This is a genomic window from Massilia sp. LXY-6 (assembly GCF_051233485.1).
Classification (GTDB): Bacteria; Pseudomonadota; Gammaproteobacteria; order Burkholderiales; family Burkholderiaceae_D; genus Telluria.
In genome coordinates this window covers 29,755-48,572 of sequence record NZ_JBKFGF010000028.1, presented here as the reverse complement: position 1 = coordinate 48,572, position 18,818 = coordinate 29,755, and the positions used below count along the sequence as shown (strand labels likewise).

Annotated in this window: 14 protein-coding genes; 11 read left to right on the top strand and 3 right to left on the bottom strand. The window is 66.8% G+C overall.

Annotated features, from left to right (window positions below; genetic code table 11):
- Window positions 1-133: 133 nt before the first annotated feature.
- Window positions 134-1,060: an NAD-dependent epimerase/dehydratase family protein gene (locus ACI48D_RS14180; protein WP_435571881.1), complete on the top strand. Its 927-nt coding sequence runs from the start codon at window positions 134-136 to the stop codon at window positions 1,058-1,060.
- A 60-nt stretch (window positions 1,061-1,120) separates the two neighbouring features.
- Here the strand turns inward: ACI48D_RS14180 and ACI48D_RS14175 are convergent, their stop codons facing one another.
- The gene (locus ACI48D_RS14175) at window positions 1,121-3,394 is read right to left on the bottom strand and encodes an OPT family oligopeptide transporter (RefSeq protein ID WP_435571880.1); all 2,274 of its coding nucleotides are present in this window, start codon (window positions 3,392-3,394) and stop codon (window positions 1,121-1,123) included.
- A 215-nt stretch (window positions 3,395-3,609) separates the two neighbouring features.
- Here ACI48D_RS14175 and ACI48D_RS14170 point away from each other — a divergent pair, with 215 nt between their 5' ends.
- The 7 genes from ACI48D_RS14170 (at window position 3,610) to serB (ending at window position 13,012) form a co-directional block, all read left to right on the top strand.
- The gene (locus ACI48D_RS14170) at window positions 3,610-5,997 is read left to right on the top strand and encodes a penicillin-binding protein 1A (RefSeq protein ID WP_435571879.1); all 2,388 of its coding nucleotides are present in this window, start codon (window positions 3,610-3,612) and stop codon (window positions 5,995-5,997) included.
- Window positions 5,998-6,204: 207 nt separating this feature from the next.
- Window positions 6,205-6,498 carry a hypothetical protein gene (locus tag ACI48D_RS14165; protein WP_435571878.1) on the top strand — a complete coding sequence of 98 codons (294 nt, stop codon included), beginning with the start codon at window positions 6,205-6,207 and terminating at the stop codon, window positions 6,496-6,498.
- Window positions 6,499-6,755: 257 nt separating this feature from the next.
- Complete coding sequence (locus tag ACI48D_RS14160; RefSeq protein ID WP_435571877.1) at window positions 6,756-7,163, top strand: hypothetical protein; 408 nt, start codon at window positions 6,756-6,758, stop codon at window positions 7,161-7,163.
- 90 nt (window positions 7,164-7,253) lie between these two features.
- Window positions 7,254-7,568: a hypothetical protein gene (locus ACI48D_RS14155; protein ID WP_435571876.1), complete on the top strand. Its 315-nt coding sequence runs from the start codon at window positions 7,254-7,256 to the stop codon at window positions 7,566-7,568.
- 116 nt (window positions 7,569-7,684) lie between these two features.
- Window positions 7,685-8,695, top strand: a complete 1,011-nt coding sequence (locus ACI48D_RS14150) for an HDOD domain-containing protein (protein WP_435571875.1) — start codon at window positions 7,685-7,687, stop codon at window positions 8,693-8,695.
- 14 nt (window positions 8,696-8,709) lie between these two features.
- Window positions 8,710-12,156, top strand: a complete 3,447-nt coding sequence (gene mfd, locus ACI48D_RS14145) for a transcription-repair coupling factor (protein WP_435571874.1) — start codon at window positions 8,710-8,712, stop codon at window positions 12,154-12,156.
- Between the two features lie 7 nt (window positions 12,157-12,163).
- Window positions 12,164-13,012, top strand: a complete 849-nt coding sequence (gene serB / locus ACI48D_RS14140) for a phosphoserine phosphatase SerB (protein ID WP_435571873.1) — start codon at window positions 12,164-12,166, stop codon at window positions 13,010-13,012.
- Window positions 13,013-13,066: 54 nt separating this feature from the next.
- Here serB and udk read toward each other — a convergent pair whose 3' ends face one another.
- Window positions 13,067-13,708: a uridine kinase gene (gene udk, locus ACI48D_RS14135; RefSeq protein WP_435571872.1), complete on the bottom strand. Its 642-nt coding sequence runs from the start codon at window positions 13,706-13,708 to the stop codon at window positions 13,067-13,069.
- A gap of 382 nt (window positions 13,709-14,090) precedes the next feature.
- Here udk and ACI48D_RS14130 point away from each other — a divergent pair, with 382 nt between their 5' ends.
- The 3 genes from ACI48D_RS14130 to ACI48D_RS14120 all read left to right on the top strand — a co-directional run bounded on the left by ACI48D_RS14130 (window position 14,091) and on the right by ACI48D_RS14120 (window position 18,281).
- Window positions 14,091-15,704, top strand: coding sequence for a L,D-transpeptidase family protein (locus tag ACI48D_RS14130; protein ID WP_435571871.1), 1,614 nt, complete (start codon window positions 14,091-14,093; stop codon window positions 15,702-15,704).
- 150 nt (window positions 15,705-15,854) lie between these two features.
- Window positions 15,855-16,391, top strand: coding sequence for a c-type cytochrome (locus tag ACI48D_RS14125; protein ID WP_435571870.1), 537 nt, complete (start codon window positions 15,855-15,857; stop codon window positions 16,389-16,391).
- 126 nt (window positions 16,392-16,517) lie between these two features.
- A complete protein-coding gene (locus ACI48D_RS14120) occupies window positions 16,518-18,281 on the top strand; it encodes a polysaccharide deacetylase family protein (protein ID WP_435571869.1) in 1,764 nt (587 codons plus the stop codon).
- A gap of 20 nt (window positions 18,282-18,301) precedes the next feature.
- Here ACI48D_RS14120 and ACI48D_RS14115 read toward each other — a convergent pair whose 3' ends face one another.
- Window positions 18,302-18,751: an N-acetyltransferase family protein gene (locus tag ACI48D_RS14115; protein WP_435571868.1), complete on the bottom strand. Its 450-nt coding sequence runs from the start codon at window positions 18,749-18,751 to the stop codon at window positions 18,302-18,304.
- Window positions 18,752-18,818 lie beyond the last annotated feature (67 nt).

Sequence of the window (18,818 nt, the reverse complement as noted above, 5' to 3'; positions counted from 1 at the left end):
CCCACCATGCATAAGTTTTTCTTATTCATTGCAATGTTTTTTTCTTGTTTGAACAATTGCTGCACTGCATACAAAATATAGCGGATTCATCACGAACCCGCTAGCTCTTCTCGCGCGCAGCGTAAGGAAAACCATGTCCAAGAACATCCTGGTGATCGGCGGCACCCGTTTCATCGGCAGGCTGCTCGTACAGCGGCTCCTGCACGCCGGCCACCGCGTCACCATCGCCACCCGGGGCTACGCGCCCGATCCGTTCGGCGAGCGCATCCGGCGCATCCGCGCCGACCGCCGCAACGAGCTTGCGATGCGCGCCCTTGCCAAGGCCGGTCCCTTCGACGTCGTGGTCGACCAGATGTGCTACAGCCCGCTCGACGCGGCGATCGCCGTGCGGACCTTCGCCGGCCAGGTCGGGCGCTATGTGATGACCTCGACCATCGACGCCTACCGCGTACTCGGCTTCGATGCCGCCGGGCCGCTGGCGGAAGCCGCGCTGGCCGTCGAGGCCCAGCCGATCGACACCCACTATCCATGGCACGATCCGCGCCGTGCGGTCGAATGCTATGTGGCGGGCAAGGTGCAGGCCGAGGCCTACCTGGTGCGCGACGGCTCGCTGCCCCTGGTGACGCCGCGCCTGGCCCACGTGCTGGGCGGCCCGGAAGACTTTACCGGGCGCCTGGCCCATTACGTCGAGCTGGCGCGCGCCGGCGCCACGCTGTCCTACGCCGGCGAAGATGCGCAAGTGTCCTTCATGACGGGCTACGGCGCGGCCGAATTCCTGTCGTGGACCGCGCTGCAGGATTTCACCGGGCCGGTGAACGCGGCCTGCGACGGTGCGTTGTCGGCGTACCAGCTGTACCAGCGGGTCGGCGAAGTGCTCGACACGCCGGTCAGGATGCGGCGCGCGGTGCCGCCGCCGGAGCCGGGCCGCTTGTCGCCATTCGACGTGCCGGGGAAGATGGTGCTGGATACCTCGCGCGCGAAGGCGCTGGGGTATCGCTTCGGGCATACCGACGAGTGGCTGGATCACACGATCAGGCAGCACGACCTGGCGTTTGTATAACCTGGAACGTCGTCCCCGCCTGCGCGGGGAGTCGGGTCGGGCAATGCCCGGCACGACGATTTACGGCTTGCTCGCCTTCTCCCGACCCACCCAGTACAACAGCACGATCAAGGCCGCATACGGCAGGATCGACAGCGCATCCGCACTCGCCCCCGCGAAGAAGGGGTTCGCCGCTTCCGCCCATTTGTTCATGGCATTGTCGAAACCGGTCAGCACACCCGCCGTGATGGCGATGATGATGCCGGCCAGCGCGCCGCCGGCGATATAGCCCGACGCCAGCAGCGTGCCCGAGCTGCGGTCGCCCGCCGCCTGCAGTTCTTCCTCGTTCAGGCTGGCGTACTGCGGCAGCTTGTTGTTGCGGCGGTCGACCATCCAGCGGATCAGGCCGCCGACCGCGATCGGCAGCGTCGACACCAGCGGCAGGTAGACGCCGACCGAGAAGGCCAGCGCCTGGACGCCCGCCATCTCCAGCACCACCGCGATCATCACGCCGAACAGCACCAGGGTCCAGGGCAGCTGCTGGTCGAGGATGCCCTTGATGATGTAGGACATCAGCACGGCCTTCGGCGCGTCGTATTTCTTGACTTCGGAGCCGTCCGGGCGGGTGTGGAACTGGCCGTTGATGCCCGGGTCGACCAGGTAGGCCAGGCTGCCGTCGTCGCGCACCAGGTATTTGCCGGCCGGGCCGCCCGTAGTGTCGGTTTTCTGCCAGACTTTATAGGTGGCGTGGTCGCTTGCCGCCTGCGGGCCCTGCAACTGGGCGGTCTGGGTCAGCCTCGAGGCGTCGGTGCTCACGTGCGGCGCCACCTGGGCCGCCGGCACGTAGACGGTGCCGGCATCGTTCAGCTTCAGCAGGATCGGGCCGAGGATCAGCGCCGAAGCGAAGGCGCCGGCCAGGATCGCGTACTGCTGCAGGCGCGGGGTCGAGCCGACCAGGAAGCCGGTCTTCAGGTCCTGCGAGGTGGTGCCGGCATTGCTGGCGGCGATGCAGACGATGGCGCCGACCGACAGCGCGGTCACGTAGTAGCGCCCGCCGGTCCAGCCCATCGCCAGGAAGATCAGGCAGGTGAACAGCAGGGTCGCCACCGCCATGCCCGAGATCGGGTTCGAGGACGAGCCGACTTCGCCGGTCAGGCGCGACGACACCGTCGAGAACAGGAAGCCGAACACCAGGATCAGCAGCGCGCCCAGCAGGTTCATGTGCAGCGGCGTGGCGAAGGTGATCACGGCGATGATGCCCAGGCAGCCGATCAGCACCCATTTCAGCGGGATGTCCTGGTCGGTGCGCAGGCTAGGATCGGCTGTCGAAGCGGCGCCGGCCGGCCCCGAACGCAAGCCGGTCAGGCCGCCCTTCAGGCCGTTCCAGATGGTCGGCAGCGAGCGCGCCAGACTGATCAGGCCGCCCGCCGCGACCGCGCCGGCGCCGATGTAGAGCACATAGGCGCTGCGGATGTCGTCCGGGCCCATGTCGCGGATCAATGTGGTTCCGGGCGCCAGCGGCACGGTGAGCAGGTCGCCGAAAAACTTGATCATCGGGATCAGCAGCAGATAGGACAGTACGCCGCCGGCCGCCATCGTCATCGCGATGCGCGGTCCGATGATGTAGCCGACGCCCAGCAGTTCCGGCGAGATCTCGGCGCCGGCCGAACCGGCCTTCAGCGGCGCGCCGAACACGAAGTTGACGGTGTCCTTCCACAGCTTCAGCGAGATGTTCAGGACCTTGTACAGCAGCCCGATGCCGAAGCCGCCGAAGATGATGAAGGCGCGCTGGCGCGCGGCCTTCGCTTCGTCCGAACCGTCCAGGCGCACCTCGCCGGCCGCTTCGCGCGACGAGGGCGTGGCGGCGGCCTTCAGCACTTCGGCGCAGGCCGTGCCTTCCGGGTATTTCAGCTCGCGGTGCTGGTCGACGATCATGGTGCGGCGCATCGGGATCATCATCAGGATGCCGAGCAGGCCGCCCAGGATCCCCACCAGCATGACGCGCGAGATCTCGAGGTCGAAACCGAGGATCATGATGGCGGGCATGGTCACGCCCAGGCCGAAGGCGAGCGACTCGCCGGCCGAACCGGCGGTCTGGGTGATCGAGTTCTCGAGGATGGTCGATTCGCGCCCGCCCGCCTTCTTGGCCATGCCGAACAGGGTGATCGCGATCACCGCCACCGGGATCGAGGCGCTGACCGTCAGGCCGACCTTCAGCACCAGGTAGAGCGAGGAAGCGCCGAACACCATGCCCAGCACCGTGCCCATGATCAGGGCACGCAGGGTCAGCTCGGGCAGTTGGCTCGACGCTGGAATATAGGGCTTGACGGCGGGTGGATGCGGGTCGTACGGCATGGGGTTCCTGGGTGCGGATAGGCGCGCGGGCGCGCGGGTATCGTGTTGCTGGACTGCAGGGACTACTTAGCGCCCCCTTACATTGGCATTCAGCTCGAACTATGGCACATGCCGTAATGGAAGAAAAGCGGATTATAATTTTAGGGTAGACCGTGTTTACGCCCTGTCGGCACGGCGACCTGCCGGTCATCTGACCGTCATCAGAGAGTTTAGTTTTGGCAACTACCAGCAAGACGGCCCCGCGCCGCCCCAACCGCCTGCGCGGTTTCATTTTCCTGGCCCTGGCCCTCATCCTTTTGTGCGTTGCCGGCGTGGTCGGCTACGTCGTGTTCCGCATCATGCCCAACGTGCCAGCGCTCGACGCCGTCACCGACTACCGGCCCAAGATCCCGCTGCGGATCTACACGGCCGACCATGTCCTGATCGGCGAGTTCGGCGAGGAGCACCGCGACTTCGTCCCGATCCAGAAAATCCCCGACCTGATGAAGAAATCCCTGCTGGCGATCGAGGATGCGCGCTTCTACGAGCACGGCGCGATCGACTTCCAGCGCGGCGTCGGCGCGGTCTACTCGAACCTGCGCCACGGCTTCGGCGCCGGCGGCGGCTCGACCATCACGATGCAGGTCGCAAGGAATTTCTTCCTGTCGCGCGAGAAGCACCTCGGCCGCAAGATCAACGAGATCGCGCTGGCCTACAAGATCGAGGCGGCCCTGTCCAAGGACGAGATCCTCGAGCTGTACATGAACCAGATCTACCTGGGCCAGCGCGCCTACGGCTTCTCGAGCGCCGCGCGCACCTATTTCAACAAGCCGCTCGACAAGCTCAGCGTGGCCGAGATGGCGATGCTGGCCGGCCTGCCGCAAAACCCCTCGCGCCACAACCCGGTGGCGAATCCGAAGCGCGCGCGCGAACGCCAGCACGCGGTCCTGAAGCGCATGCGCGAGCTGAACTACATCAGTGAGTCCCAATACCAGCAGGCGCTCACCGAGCCGCTGCGCGTGAATACCCGCGGCCAGGAATTCGACACCCACGCCGAGTACGTGGCCGAGGCGGCGCGCCAGGCGGTCTACAACCAGTTCAAGGAAGAAGCCTATACCCGCGGCATCAAGGTCACCACCACGATCCTGAAGGCCGAGCAGGACGCGGCCTACAACTCGGTGCGCCGCAACGTGCTGGCCTACGACCAGCGCCACGGCTACCGCGGTCCGGAAGGCCGCATCGAGCTGCCGGACGATCCGGTCGAGCGCGAGGACGCGATCGCCGAGGCCCTCGGCAAGCGCCCGGTCAGCGACGGCCTGCTGCCGGCCGTGGTGCTGTCCGCCTCGCCGAAGGCGGTGCGGGTCGAGACCATCGACGGCGACGACGTGACCATCAGCGGCGCCGGCCTGAAATTCGCGGCGGGCGCGCTGTCGCCGTCCGCCAAGGAAGAGCGCCGCATCGCGCCGGGCGCGATCGTGCGCGTGGCAAAAGAGCCCAAGGGCGGCTGGTCGATCACCCAGGTGCCGCAGGTCGCCGCCGCCTTCGTCGCGCTCGATGCCGACACCGGCGCCTACCACGCGCTGGTGGGCGGCTTCGACTACAACCTGCAGAAGTTCAACCACGTGACCCAGGCCTGGCGCCAGCCCGGCTCCGGCATCAAGCCCTTCATCTACTCGGCCTCGATCGAGAAGGGCTACTCGCCGGCCACCCGCATCCTCGACGCCCCGCTCGACATGGCGGGCGAGGACGCCGGCAAGACCTGGTCGCCGCAGAACGACGACGGCAAGTGGGACGGCCCGATCACCATGCGCCGCGCGCTGGCGGAATCGAAGAACGTGGTCTCGGTGCGCCTGCTGCGCGCCATCACGGTGCCCTATGCCCACGAATTCCTCGGCAAGTTCGGCTTCGACGTCGCGCGCCAGCCGGCCAACTACACGATGGCCCTCGGCACCGGCGCCGTCACGCCGCTGCAGATGGCCGCCGCCTATGGGGTGTTCGCGAACGGCGGCTACCAGGTCCAGCCCTACCTGATCGCCAAGGTCGAGGATGCCGACGGCAAGGTGCTGGCCGAGGCCAGGCCACCCGCCGCGCGCCAGGAAGACCGGCGCGTGCTCGACGCGCGCAACGCCTTCATCACCGACACCATGCTGCGCGACGTGACCCGCTACGGCACCGGCGCCGCGGCCACCAAGGCACTCGGCCGCACCGACATCGCCGGCAAGACCGGCACCACCAGCGACGCGGTCGACGGCTGGTTCTCGGGCTACGGCGGCAGCGTGGTGGCGGTGGCCTGGATGGGCTACGACGATCCGAAATCGCTGGGCGGCCGCGAGTTCGGCTCGACCCTGGCGCTGCCGATCTGGATCGACTACATGCGCGTGGCCCTGGCCAAGCGCCCGCAGGAAGAGCGTGCGCAGCCGGAAGGCATCGTGCGCGAGAACGACGACTGGGTCTACGCCGAGTTTGCCGAAACCCCGACCTTCAGCGGCATCGACCTCGACCAGCAGCCGCCGGCGGCGCCGGACCCGAACGCCCCGGCCGACCCGAACGCGCCACCTGCGCCGCCCCCGCAGCAGCAGCAGCAGCGCCAGCAGGCCAACCAGCTCCAGAACAGCCTGTTCTGACGCCAGCCTGCTTGGAACCGACACAGGCCCCGCCACATGCGGGGCCTTTTTTTGCGCGACTACATCTCGGCAAACGCGGTTTATGCATGGAAAACTTGCCAGCTTCCGTCATCCTCGTCCTACCAATCCTGACGGGCGACGCCTATTCTGGACGCACGACCCTGACTTCATGATGGCCTTATCCACCATACAAGGAAGGACAAGAGCATGAAAACTCATCAGATTGTATTGATCGGCGCTTTCCTGGCGACATCCCTGACGGCCTGCGGCCGGCACAGCGGCGATAGCGGCAGCACTTCGCCGGGCTCGTCGGCCAACAGCAGCGCCAGTGGCTCCAGCGGCTCCAGCGGCTCGACTGGCTCAAGCGGCTCAAGCGGCTCCAGCGGCTCAAGCGGCACGACCGGCGCCGGCGGCGGCGCGGGCTCGGGCGGCACCGCCGGTTCCGGCGGCTCCAGCGGCGCTGGCGGCACGGGCGGCCGTCACGGCACTCCGCCGTACTAAGCCACGCCATCGCCGGGTTCGCCGAAAGCCCGGCCTTTTGTGCATCGATCTCGACCAGCCGCGGCCGACGGCCGCGAACGCCTCGCCCGGTGCGGGGCTTTTTCTTTTAACGAACACTTCGCCACAAATACACTTCTTTTAACGGAAGATTGACCGAAGATCGTCATCCTTGTCCTACGCAGGCGGACGAACTCATCCTATTTTGGACGCCCCACCCCAACCCCATGATGTCGGCATTCACCACCAAAGGAGAGATCATGAAAAGATACCAAGGACTTTTGATCGGTGCCCTGATGGCCCTGAGCCTGGCAGCTTGCAAGTCGAACGGCAGCACCAGCGACATGAGCGGCAGCTCGTCCTCGGGCGCGACCTCGAGTGGTTCGATGGGCAGCTCGAGCGGCAGCAGCTCCACCGGCACCTCGGACTCCGGCACCATGGGCACCTCGGGCAACGGCGCCTCGGGTACCTCGAGCTCGGGCACCTCGGGCACCACCGGCACTTCGGGCCGCGGCGACTGGGGCACTTCGGGTTCGGGCACTTCGGGTTCGGGCACTTCGGGTTCCGGCATCTCGGGCTCGGGCACCTCTGGTTCCGGCACCTCGGGTTCCGGCACCTCGGGCACGGGTACCTCGGGCACGGGCACCTCAGGTACCGGCACGCATTGAGCCGCCCCGCTCCGAGCCTCTAACTGATGTGCGGCAAGCCGGCATCGCGCCAGCTTGCCGCTTTTTGTTCTCCACGATAAGGAACACACCATGAAGACCATTTACACCGCACTCATCGGCGCCACGCTGGCATTCGGCCTGGCGGCCTGCAGTTCCACCGGCTCCTATTCTGGCGACAGCGCAAGCGGCGGCTCGTCCACCGGCACGGCAACGGCCACCGGCACCCCGGCGGCCCAGGGCAACTCGAACGCCACCGGCACCGGGCAGCCGGGCGGCGGCGCGTCCAGCGGCACCAGCGGCACGGCCGGCTCGACCGGTACAAGCGGCGGCGTCATCGACGATACCACGGGCACTCCCCGCAACGGTTCCAGCACCGGCGGCACCAGCGGCACCAACGGTCAATAAGCGGCAAATAAGTCGCCTACGCGGCCAATGCGCCGCGCACGCGGCAGCGCCGCCGGTCCGGCTCACGACTGGCCCTCGGGTAGAATGGCGCCTGGACGATTCATGGGCGCTCTGCGATGAAAAACTGGATTGCGCGGCTGTTCGGCGGCGGCGAGGGTGCCGCGCCGGAGGAGCATGCGCCTGCCGCGGGCGCACCCGCGGCGCACCCCGCCGGGCCGGACCCATCGAAACCCGAACCGGACCGCGACCACGACTTCTGGCGCTGGCTGACGGCCGGTGCCGCCGCCGCCGCGCCGACCGCGCATGCCCTGCCGCATGCCCAGTTGGTGCTGGGCGAACTCGATCGCCTGGTCGACGCTCCCCTCGATGCCGCCGGCCTGATCCCCCGTGTTCCCGAAGTCATTCCACAACTGCTGCGCAGCCTGCGCGACGAAAGCGCGTCGAGCGTCGACCTGGCGCGCCAGGTGGCGCGCGACCCGGCCCTGGTCGCGGAGCTGATCCGCGAAGCCAACAGTCCCTTCTACCGCTCCTCCAGCCAGGTGCGCACCATCGACGCCGCCCTGCTGGTGCTGGGCCGGAACGGCCTGCGCATGCTGCTCGCACGCGCCGCCTTCCGTCCCCTGATCGGCGCACAGGGCGGGCGCCACAGCAGGCAGGCGGCGCCGCGCATCTGGCGCCACACCGAACAATGCGCGCTCGCCGCCAGCCTGCTCGCGCCCGCTCTGCGCGCCGATCCCTTCGAAGCCTACCTGGCCGGCCTGATGGACGACCTCGGCCTGATCGTGGCGCTGCGCCTGTTCGACGGCATGCTGGAAGCCGACGCCCTGCCCCAGGACCCCGCCTTGGTCGCCGCCCTGTTCGCGCGCAGCCGCACGCTGGCCGCGCGCATCGCCCTGCAATGGGAGCTGCCGCCGCCGATCGCCGCGGCGATCCTGGGCGCGCGGGGCCAGGGGCCGTCCGCCGGCCAGCCGCTGGCGGCAGCGCTGGGCCGCGCCGAACGCCTCGTCCTCCTGCGCCTGCTGCTCGACGCCGGCATGCTGGATGCGGAGGATCCGGCCGTGGCCGGCCTCGACGCGGCTTCGGCGCGGGTGTTCGAACGCCTCGCCCCGGCTGATCGCATCAGCTGACATATAATTCCACCATGCCTTTCGACCTGAAAAAACACCTCCCCAAACCCGGACAACGTTTTGCCCTGCCGACCCTGCACGGTTCCTCGGACGCCTATGCGCTGGCGCTCGCCGCGCTGGCGCTGAAGGCAAATAAACAGATGCTGACCGTGATCGTGGCCAACGCCAGCGATGGCCAGCGCCTGCTCGACGAGATTCCGTGGTTTGCGGACGGCAAGCTGGCGTGCCACTTGTTACCCGATTGGGAAACCCTGCCCTACGATGCGTTCTCGCCGCACCAGGACCTGGTGTCGGAACGCCTGGCGACCCTGCACGAAATCCGCAACGGCCAGTGCGACGTGCTGGTGGTGCCCGCCACCACGGCCCTGGTGCGCCTGGCCCCGCCATCCTTCCTGGCCGCCTACACCTTCTTCTTCCGCCAGGGCGAGAGCCTGGACGAAGCGAAGCTGAAGGCCCAGCTGACCCTGGCCGGCTATACCCACGTGACCCAGGTGATGTCGCCCGGCGAATACTCGGTGCGCGGGGGCCTGATCGACCTGTTTCCGATGGGCTCCGCGCTGCCCTACCGCCTCGACCTGTTCGGCGATGAGATCGAGACCATCCGCACCTTCGACGCCGACACCCAGCGCTCGCTGTACCCGGTGAAGGAAGTGCGCCTGCTGCCGGGCCGCGAATTCCCGATGGACGAGCAGGCCCGGACCGCCTTCCGCGGCCGCTGGCGGGAACGCTTCGAAGGCGACCCGACCCGCTCGCCCGTCTACAAGGACATCGGCAGCGGCATCGCCTCGGCCGGCATCGAATACTACCTGCCGCTGTTCTTCGACCAGACCGCGACCCTGTTCGACTACCTGCCCGAGGAATCGCCGCTGGCCCTGGTCGGCGACATCGAAGCCGCGATCCAGCGCTTCTGGGCCGACACCGAATCGCGCTACAAATTCCTGAAGGCCGACCGCGAACGCCCGATCCTGGAACCGAAGGAGATCTTCCTCGGGGCCGAGGATTTCTTCGTGTGCGCCAAGCCGCACGGACGCTGGGCCATCGCGCGCGACGCTTCGCCGGCTGCATCCGAACTGTCGGCGCCGATCCCCGACATCGCGGTCAACCGCCGCCTCGACGATCCGCTTGCGAACCTGCGCTCCTACCTCATGCGCGTCGACACGCGCGTGATGATCTGCGCCGAGTCGAACGGCCGCCGCGAGACCCTGCAGCAGTACTTCAACGAGTACAAGCTGGAGCTGGCCCCGGTCGAGGGCTTCGAGGGCCTGCGCGCGACGGATGCGGAAGTGGTGCTGGGCGTGGCCCCGCTGCAGGCCGGCTTCGAGCTGTCCGAGGAAGCGGTCGGCCGCCTGGTCTTCATCACCGAGACCGAGCTGTACGCCGGCACCGGCCGCCGCGCCGGCAAGAAGAAGCAGGAAGCCAGTTCGCAGGTCGAGTCGATGGTGCGCGACCTGTCCGAGCTGAAGATCGGCGACCCGGTGGTGCACATCAACCACGGCATCGGCCGCTACATGGGCCTGATCAGCATGGACCTGGGCGAAGGCGACACCGAGTTCCTGCACCTGGAATACGCCAAGGAGACCAAGCTGTATGTGCCGGTGTCGCAGCTGCACGTGATTTCGCGCTACTCCGGCGCCTCGCCCGAGGACGCGCCGCTGCACACCCTGGGTTCCGGCCAGTGGGACAAGGCCAAGCGCAAGGCCGCCGAGCAGGTGCGCGACACCGCCGCCGAGCTGCTGAACCTGTATGCCCGCCGCGCCGCGCGCCAGGGACATTCCTTCGAATATTCGAGCATCGACTACGAGAACTTCGCCCAGAGCTTCGGCTTCGACGAGACGCCCGACCAGGCCGAAGCGATCGCCAACGTCATCAAGGACATGACCTCGGGCCGCCCGATGGACCGCCTGGTGTGCGGCGACGTCGGCTTCGGCAAGACCGAGGTCGCGCTGCGCGCCGCCTTCATCGCCGTCATGGGCGGCAAGCAGGTGGCGATCCTGGCCCCGACCACCCTGCTGGCCGAGCAGCACGCGCAGACCTTCGCCAACCGCTTCGCCGACTGGCCGGTACGCATCGCCGAGCTGTCGCGCTTCCGCACCGGCAAGGAGATCAACAACGCGATCAAGGGCATGGCCGACGGCACCGTCGACATCGTGATCGGCACCCATAAGCTGCTGTCGCCGGACGTGAAATTCACGCGCCTGGGGCTGGTCATCATCGACGAGGAGCACCGCTTCGGCGTGCGCCAGAAGGAAGCGCTGAAGGCCCTGCGCGCCGAGGTCGACGTGCTCACCCTCACCGCGACGCCGATCCCGCGCACGCTGGGCATGGCGCTCGAAGGCCTGCGCGACTTCTCCGTGATCGCCACCGCGCCGCAGAAGCGCCTGGCCATCAAGACGTTTGTCCGCAGCGAGGACGGCTCGGTCGTCCGCGAAGCCTGCCTGCGCGAACTGAAGCGCGGCGGCCAGGTCTACTTCCTGCACAACGAAGTCGAGACTATCGAGAACCGCCTGGCAATGCTGCGCGAACTGCTGCCCGAGGCGCGCATCGGCGTGGCGCACGGCCAGATGCACGAGCGCGACCTGGAAAAGGTGATGCGCGACTTCGTTGCCCAGCGTTTCAACATCCTGCTGTGCACGACCATCATCGAGACCGGCATCGACGTGCCGACCGCGAACACCATCATCATGCACCGCGCCGACAAGTTCGGCCTGGCCCAGCTGCACCAGCTGCGCGGCCGCGTCGGCCGTTCGCACCACCAGGCTTATGCCTACCTGCTGGTGAACGACGCCCTGAACCTGACCAAGCAGGCGCAGCGCCGCCTGGACGCGATCCAGGCGATGGAGGAACTGGGCAGCGGCTTCTACCTGGCGATGCACGACCTCGAGATCCGCGGCGCCGGCGAAGTGCTGGGCGAGAACCAGTCCGGCGAGATGCTGGAGATCGGGTTCCAGCTCTATTCCGACATGCTGAACGAGGCCGTGAAGGCGCTGAAGGCCGGCCGCGAGCCGGACCTGGCCGCGCCGCTGTCCTCGACCACCGAGATCAACCTGCACGTGCCGGCCCTGCTGCCGGCCGACTTCTGCGGCGACGTCCACGAACGCCTGTCGATCTACAAGCGCCTGGCGAACTGCGAGACCCAGGAGCGCATCGACGACATGCAGGAAGAGCTGATCGACCGCTTCGGCAAGCTGCCGGATGCGGTAAAGGCCCTGATCGAGACCCACCGCCTGCGTATCGCCGCGAAGCAGGTCGGCATCGTCAAGATCGACGCCCACGCCGAAGCCGCCAGCCTGCAGTTCATGGAAAAGCCGCCGATCGATCCGATCAAGATCATCACGCTGATCCAGAAGAACCGCCACGTCAAGCTGGCCGGCCAGGACAAGCTGCGCATCACGGCCGCGATGCCGGACCTGCCGGCGCGCGTGAACCAGGTCAAGCAAACCATCAAACAACTATTAGCGTAGATTCGCCATGTCCAAGAAACTGATCCTCCAGGCCCCCGGGGCCGACCAGGCCGTGCTCGCGCAGGTCGCCGCACTGGCGAACCCGCGCAGCACCACCGCCATCCACGCGCACGCGCTGCGCTGCGACGGCATCGACCTCACGCCTTCGCTGAAGGCCGAGATCGAAGCTGCCGCGCACGCGGCCGGCATCGACGCCAGCTTCATCGACGCCAGGCTCACCCTGGCCGACTTCAAGCTGGTCGCGATGGACATGGACTCGACCCTGATCACCATCGAGTGCATCGACGAGATCGCCGACATGCAGGGCCTGAAGCCGCAGGTGTCCGCCATCACCGAAGCCGCGATGCGCGGCGAACTGGATTTTTCGGAAAGCCTGAAACGCCGCGTGTCCCTGCTGGAGGGCCTGCCGGTCGAGGCCCTCCAGCGCGTCTACGAGGAGCGCCTGCGCATCTCGCCGGGCGGCGAGGCGATGCTGGAGGGAGTCCAGGCCGCCGGCCTGAAGACCCTGCTGGTGTCGGGCGGCTTCACCTTCTTCACTGAGCGCCTGCAGACCCGGTTGAAGCTGGATTATGTGCACGCCAACGTGCTCGAGGCCGAAGGTGGCGTGCTGACCGGGCGCGTGGTCGGCGGCATCGTCGACGCCGAGGAAAAGATGCGCACCGTGCAGCGCGTGTGTGCCGAGCTCGGCATCGACCCGTGCCAGGCCATCGTGATGGGCGACGGTGCCAACGACCTGAAAATGATGGGCATCGCCGGCCTGTCGCTGGCCTTCCGCGCGAAGCCGGTGGTGCGGGCGCAGGCCGACGTGGCGCTGAATGTCACGGGCCTGGACGGTTTGCTGGCGATCCTGCAATAACAGGCCGGCGACAGGCGATCGGGAGCAGCATGCCCGCCTAGCGCGCGGCGCCGGTCAGGGCCGTTTCAACCCGCCGATGACGCTCGCGACCTTGGTGGTAATGATATCGACCGCCGGGCCATTCGCGCCGTGGGGCAGGATGACATCGGCGTGGCGCTTGGTCGGCTCGATGAATTGCTTGTGCATCGGGCGTACTGTTTCCAGGTACTGGCCGACGATGCTCTCCAGCGAGCGGCCGCGTTCGGCAATATCCCTTTGCATGCGGCGGATGAAACGAACATCGGCGGCGGTGTCGACAAAGATCTTCAGCGACATCATGTTGCGCAAGTCCGCGTCATACAAGGCAAACAGGCCTTCGATCACGATGACCGGGGCCGGTTTGACTGGAATGGTCTTGTTGGAGCGATTGTCGACCGTGAAGTCGTACTCCGGCATCTCGATCGTTTCGCCATTGCGCAAGGCCTGGACCTGCTGTATCAGCAGTGGCCAGTCGAAGGCCTGCGGATGGTCGTAATTCTGCCTGCGGCGGACTTCAGGGGCGAGATCGGATTGGTCGCGATAGTAATCGTCCTGCATCACGACCGAGACCATGTCGGCGCCGAACGAAGCCAGCACTTGCTGGGTCACCGTTGACTTGCCGCTGCCGCTGCCGCCAGCGACGCCGATGACAAAGGGAAGGAAGGAAATCTCATTCATCCCCGAATGATACCGGAGCGGCGACCGAACCGACAGGGCCGGTGTCCGGATCTGGAATCCAGGATTGAGCGGGCTGAACCTTGCCGAGAAGCCCGCACAGCGTTTGCGCATTGACTGGTTTGACCAAGTGACGATCGAGGCCGGCGGCACTGGTCTGCGCTCGATCCCATCCATACCATAGCCTGTCAACGCGATCAAGACAGCGGCTTCTACTTTCGGTTATCGCGGACTCATGCCAAACACGCGCAAGTGCTCGGACGGCGGAACCGTCTCTGCCTGGTCAGTGCCGAGTGTAAGAAATCTTCACGCCGCTGGGCATCGCCATGCCCACAGGATAAGATACGGACCGGTAACGCACGGTTGCCGAAGTTCGAGAGTATCAATGAAGCTCAGCCTGAAAATCCGCGCCGCACTCGTGTTTTGTGCAGCTGCGGCCCTTATCCCTTGTTCCACACTCGCGCAGCCCGTCCCCGCCGCCATCCGTACGCTGGCCGTCCAGGCCTCGCAGTCGCCCGCGTCACCCTCGGGTCCCTATGACGAACGCGGCTGGCTCGACCGGTTCTACGCGCCGCGCAAGTATGCGCCCGCCTGGAACCCGTCGACCGCCGCGGCGGCCTTATGGGTGCTGCGCCGGGCCACGCTGCAGGGCCTGGACCCGCTCGACTACGGCACCGAGGCGCTGCAGCGGCAGCTGCGTGCAGGCATCAGCGATAGCGCCCGTTTCGACGTCGCGCTCACCGCGGCGATGCTGCGCTACCTGGCCGACCTGCGCGTCGGCCGCGTGCGCTCCGAATACCACAGCCGCCTGCCCGATGCGCGCCTGAAGCAGTACGATCCGGTCGAGCGCCTGCGTGCCGGGCTCGCCGCCGGCAAGCTACAGGCCGCGGTGCAGGCCGCCGAGCCGCAATTCCGGCAATACGCGCCGGTCAAGGCTGCGCTGGCAAATTACCGCGAGCTGTCCAGGCAAGCGTATCCGGCCCTGTCGAAACCGCCCGGCAAGGTCGCCTCCGGCGACGCCTACCCGGACGCCGAGGCGCTGTTCAAGCGCCTGGTGCTGCTGGGCGACCTGCCGGCCGATGCGCCGCCCCCGACCGAGGGCATCTACAGCGAACGCATGGCGGAAGGCGTCCGGCATTTCCAGGCCCGTCATGGCCTGCTTGATGACGGCGTGCTGGGCCGCGGCACCATCGACGCGCTCAATGTGCCTCTGGCGAAGCGCGTGCGCCAGCTCGAACTGACGCTCGAGCGCCTGCGCTGGCTGCCGGATTTCGGCCCCGGCCCGCTGATCGTGGTCGACCTGCCGGCTTACCGCTTGTGGGCACTGAACAAGGACGGCGATGAGGATCCGCTCGAGATGCGGGTCGTGGTCGGCACCGCGATCAAGACCGAGACCCCGCTGTTCGTCGGCCAGATGCGCTACCTCGAGTTCAACCCCTACTGGAACGTCCCGCGCAGCATTCTCGACAAGGAAATCCTGCCCAAGCTGGCGCGTAACCCTGCCTACCTCGCGCAGAACGAGATGGAAACGGTGCCGCCGGGCGCGAGCGTGGCCGAGCTCCAGGCCGGCCGGGCGCGCGTGCGCCAGCGCCCGGGGCCGAACAATTCGCTGGGACCGATCAAGTTCGCGATGCCCAACCCGATGGACATCTACCTGCACTCGACCCCGAGGCGCGAGGTGTTCCAGCGCAGCCGGCGCGACCTGTCGCACGGCTGCATCCGGGTCGAGCATCCGGCCGCGCTGGCCCAGTACGTGCTCGGCCGGCAGCGCCAGTGGAACGCCGACGCCATCCAGGATGCCCTGCAGCCGGGACCGACCCGGCACGTCGACCTGGCCAAGGCGATTCCCGTCGTGATTTTCTATGCCACCGCCATGGTCGACACCAATGGCAGTCCGCGCTTTGCCCCGGATATCTACGGCCGCGACGTAAAGCTCGAGCAGGTACTGGCGGCACGCCACAGCCAGATCGTCGCCGCGGCAGGCCGGCCGGCGGAATAAGCGCCGGCTCGGCTGTGCTGCGAGCGGCGCTGCCCCGGTACACGCGTCCAGGGGATGTCGTCGACTGTCCTGGGAAAACAGGATTCCTGTCCCTTGTCTCGCCTAAATGGCCAACTATGATGGATGGTGAAACGGGCTGAGGGGCTAATCATGTCAAACCGCATCCATAAAACCTGTACCGCCAAGCTTATCGATAGCATCATGCTGTTGGCTGTCTGCATACCGGTCACGGTGTCCGCTGCGGACAATACCGTGCGCACACCGGCGTCCGGGGCCAAGGCGAAGGGAAGCACCATCGAGCGTGGACGCTATCTCGTACAGGTTGCCGGATGCAATGACTGTCACACGGCAGGGTATGCGCAAGCCGAGGGCAAGCTCCCGGAAAAAGAGTGGCTGCTCGGTGACCGCCTGGGATTTCGTGGCCCATGGGGAACTACCTACCCGGCCAACCTGCGCCTGACGATGAGTAACATGAGCGAAAGCGAGTGGATAAAGAGCGCGCAAACGAGGAAGCTGCGGCCTCCCATGCCCTGGTTCGCATTGCGCGATATGGACAAGGAAGATGTGCGCGCAATCTATCGTTACGTCCGCCACCTGGGACCTGGGGGCGTACCGGCCCCGGCCTTCGTCCCGCCGAACCAAACACCTAGCGGTCCGTATGTCCAGTTTCCAGGGCCCCCTCACTAATCGCACCAAGGTCAGTATATTTCTGTGTGTACATGACAGGGCTGTCATGTTCGCTGTGCGCGTCGAGCGGCTCACTATAATTCGAACTCGACAAACCACGTGCGGCCGCGCGCTGCAGAGCTCAACATGGTCACACGCAGAGACGTCCTCATCCTCGGCGCGGCGGGATATTGCTTGTCCGCCTGCGGTACTCCCTCCCATGCCGCCGTCGACATGGCGGCGCAAGGGGGCGCGGGTGCGCCGCCCGCACCTCCACATGGTCCGCGGCCGCCGGCACACGGCATGGTCGGCACCCCCATCGCCGACTGGACGGCTCCTCGGACGGCGGCCGGAACAGCGCCCGCGCTCGCCGTGGCGTCCGCCGCCAACGGCGCCGCGCGCTTCCATTCGTGCCGGCTGACACAAGCGTCCCCGGCCTCATCCATCGAGCAGGCGGTGCTGTCGTCCGCGTCCGGGCTCGTCCCGAAAGGAAGCGTGCCAGGATTTTCGGTTGGCATCTGGGCCCGCAACCCGCAGGCGCGCACCCTCAACTTCACGTTCGCCATCATCAGCGCAAAAGGCGGCCACGAGATTCGTTGGAACTGCGCGGTCGATCCGTCGCACGACTGGGTATTCCTGACGATGTCGCCAAGCCAGCAGCTGGCGATGGGCTGGCAGTTCGGCACCGATGTGCCGGCCGCGGTCCGCATCACGCAGCAGGACCGGATGGAGGAAGGCCCGTGGAAGCCGGGCGAATCGCTGCTGTTCGGTTCGGTGTATGTCGACATCGGCTCGAAGCCGCTGTTCCTGGTGACCTTCGACGACGGCTTCGCGTCGCAGGCGCGGCCGCCGGCGCCCGGCGCGCCAAGTGGCCGCGAATTGGTCGAACGCAAAGGCTTCAAGGGCAACCTGTTCATCGTGCCATCCTGGCTGGGGACGACCGGCGTGCACGGTTACGGCAGCGCCCCGAGCAGCTTCATGTCGGCGGACGACGTGGGTGCCTTGCATGCCGCCGGCTGGTCGATCGGCTCGCACACGAATACCCATCCATCCAGCCGGGACAACGCCGGATTGCGGCTGCTGGGACCGTACGGCTACTTCCTCAGCAATTCCGTCGACCGCCTGCCCGAACTGTATGTGCGCGCCTGGGGACTGGGCGCGGCCCACCGGCGCCGCGCGAACCGTGCGGTGGCCGGCAGCGCGACGATCACCTTCGAGAATCCACACCAGTTCCTGGTCAACATGCCGATCGTGTTCACTTCCGCCGCGCCGCCGGGCTTCACACAGTCCACGGTCTATTACGTGCAGAGTACGCCCAGTGCCGACAGCGCGACCTTCGCGACGGACCAGGGCAGCCTGCGCCTCACCGTCACGGCAAAAGCCGATTGGAAAGGCCTGGCCGACTACCGGTACGCGGGCTCGGCCAACGACGATCGTGCGATCCACGAGGACATCCTTGCCGGCGTCCGCGGCCTCGAAGGGCTCGGCATCCGCACCGGCGCGCGCTTTTTCGCGCTGCCCCAGGGCAGCACCGACAGCTACGTACGCTCGGCCTGCATACGCGCCGGCCTGAAGTGGGTGCGCGGAGCCTCGCTGCACGGCCACAGCTTCAGCGCCGGACGCCCGACAGGCGGCGGCCTGCAGAACATCGCCAACCAGCCCGGCGGATGGCTGGCCCAGCCGGATTGCGTGCAGACCGATGCGGCGGCCACGCCCTCGCTTGGCCAGATCAGGGACTATGTCGATGCCACCATCACGCAGGGCGCCTGCGGCTGTTCGTACCACCATGACGTGCGCGGTCCGACGGTGGGCAATCTGGAGGGGCTGTGCGCGCATTTGCGCCGCCGCGTCGATGCCGGCGAAATCGACGTCGTCACGCTCGACCGCCTGGCGCGGATTCTGGGGTGGTGAATGCGCCATGCCAGGCCGCCTTAGCCAACTGTTTCCGGCCTGGTCAGCGAGTACGCGAGCTCCGAAGCGCTGACAGGCCGGCGCAGCCAGCCTTGCGCCGCGTAAAAACGATCCGCTCTTGTGTTGGCGGAAGTCGTCAGGCGAATACAGTCATGGCCCAGCGCGAACAACCAGTCTGCAGCCTGCCTGAGCAGTAATGTGCCGAGACCCCGTCCTTCGTGGTCCGGGCGAACGAAGAGCGCCCAAATGGATGTGTTTACTTTATCCGCGTAGCAAAAAGCGACAATCTCGCCATCGTTTTCCGCAACCCATCCGCGCCCTGAACGCTCCAGGAAGTCCTCGTACATCGCTTCGGTAATACGCGCGGGGTCGGACAAGCTGTTTTCCGTGACCGACAGCCGGATCCGTGACATGGCAGGGATATCGGCGCTCGTGGCGAGCCTGAACAATGGATCGGATCGTGCTGGCATTGGGGTCTGGATGCGGTTTCAGGAAATAGCGCAAGGCATAGTGTAGGCAGGATGCTGTCCAAATAGC

Excerpts from the sequence above, each read along its gene's own strand:
- ACI48D_RS14130 (WP_435571871.1), top strand. The coding sequence starts at position 14,091 with ATGAAGCTCAGCCTGAAAATCCGCGCCGCACTCGTGTTTTGTGCAGCT.
- ACI48D_RS14115 (WP_435571868.1), bottom strand. The coding sequence starts at position 18,751 with ATGCCAGCACGATCCGATCCATTGTTCAGGCTCGCCACGAGCGCCGAT.
- ACI48D_RS14155 (WP_435571876.1), top strand. The coding sequence starts at position 7,254 with ATGAAGACCATTTACACCGCACTCATCGGCGCCACGCTGGCATTCGGC.
- serB (WP_435571873.1), top strand. The coding sequence starts at position 12,164 with ATGTCCAAGAAACTGATCCTCCAGGCCCCCGGGGCCGACCAGGCCGTG.
- ACI48D_RS14175 (WP_435571880.1), bottom strand. The coding sequence starts at position 3,394 with ATGCCGTACGACCCGCATCCACCCGCCGTCAAGCCCTATATTCCAGCG.
- udk (WP_435571872.1), bottom strand. The coding sequence starts at position 13,708 with ATGAATGAGATTTCCTTCCTTCCCTTTGTCATCGGCGTCGCTGGCGGC.
- ACI48D_RS14160 (WP_435571877.1), top strand. The coding sequence starts at position 6,756 with ATGAAAAGATACCAAGGACTTTTGATCGGTGCCCTGATGGCCCTGAGC.
- ACI48D_RS14120 (WP_435571869.1), top strand. The coding sequence starts at position 16,518 with ATGGTCACACGCAGAGACGTCCTCATCCTCGGCGCGGCGGGATATTGC.
- mfd (WP_435571874.1), top strand. The coding sequence starts at position 8,710 with ATGCCTTTCGACCTGAAAAAACACCTCCCCAAACCCGGACAACGTTTT.
- ACI48D_RS14180 (WP_435571881.1), top strand. The coding sequence starts at position 134 with ATGTCCAAGAACATCCTGGTGATCGGCGGCACCCGTTTCATCGGCAGG.
- ACI48D_RS14165 (WP_435571878.1), top strand. The coding sequence starts at position 6,205 with ATGAAAACTCATCAGATTGTATTGATCGGCGCTTTCCTGGCGACATCC.
- ACI48D_RS14125 (WP_435571870.1), top strand. The coding sequence starts at position 15,855 with ATGTCAAACCGCATCCATAAAACCTGTACCGCCAAGCTTATCGATAGC.
- ACI48D_RS14150 (WP_435571875.1), top strand. The coding sequence starts at position 7,685 with ATGAAAAACTGGATTGCGCGGCTGTTCGGCGGCGGCGAGGGTGCCGCG.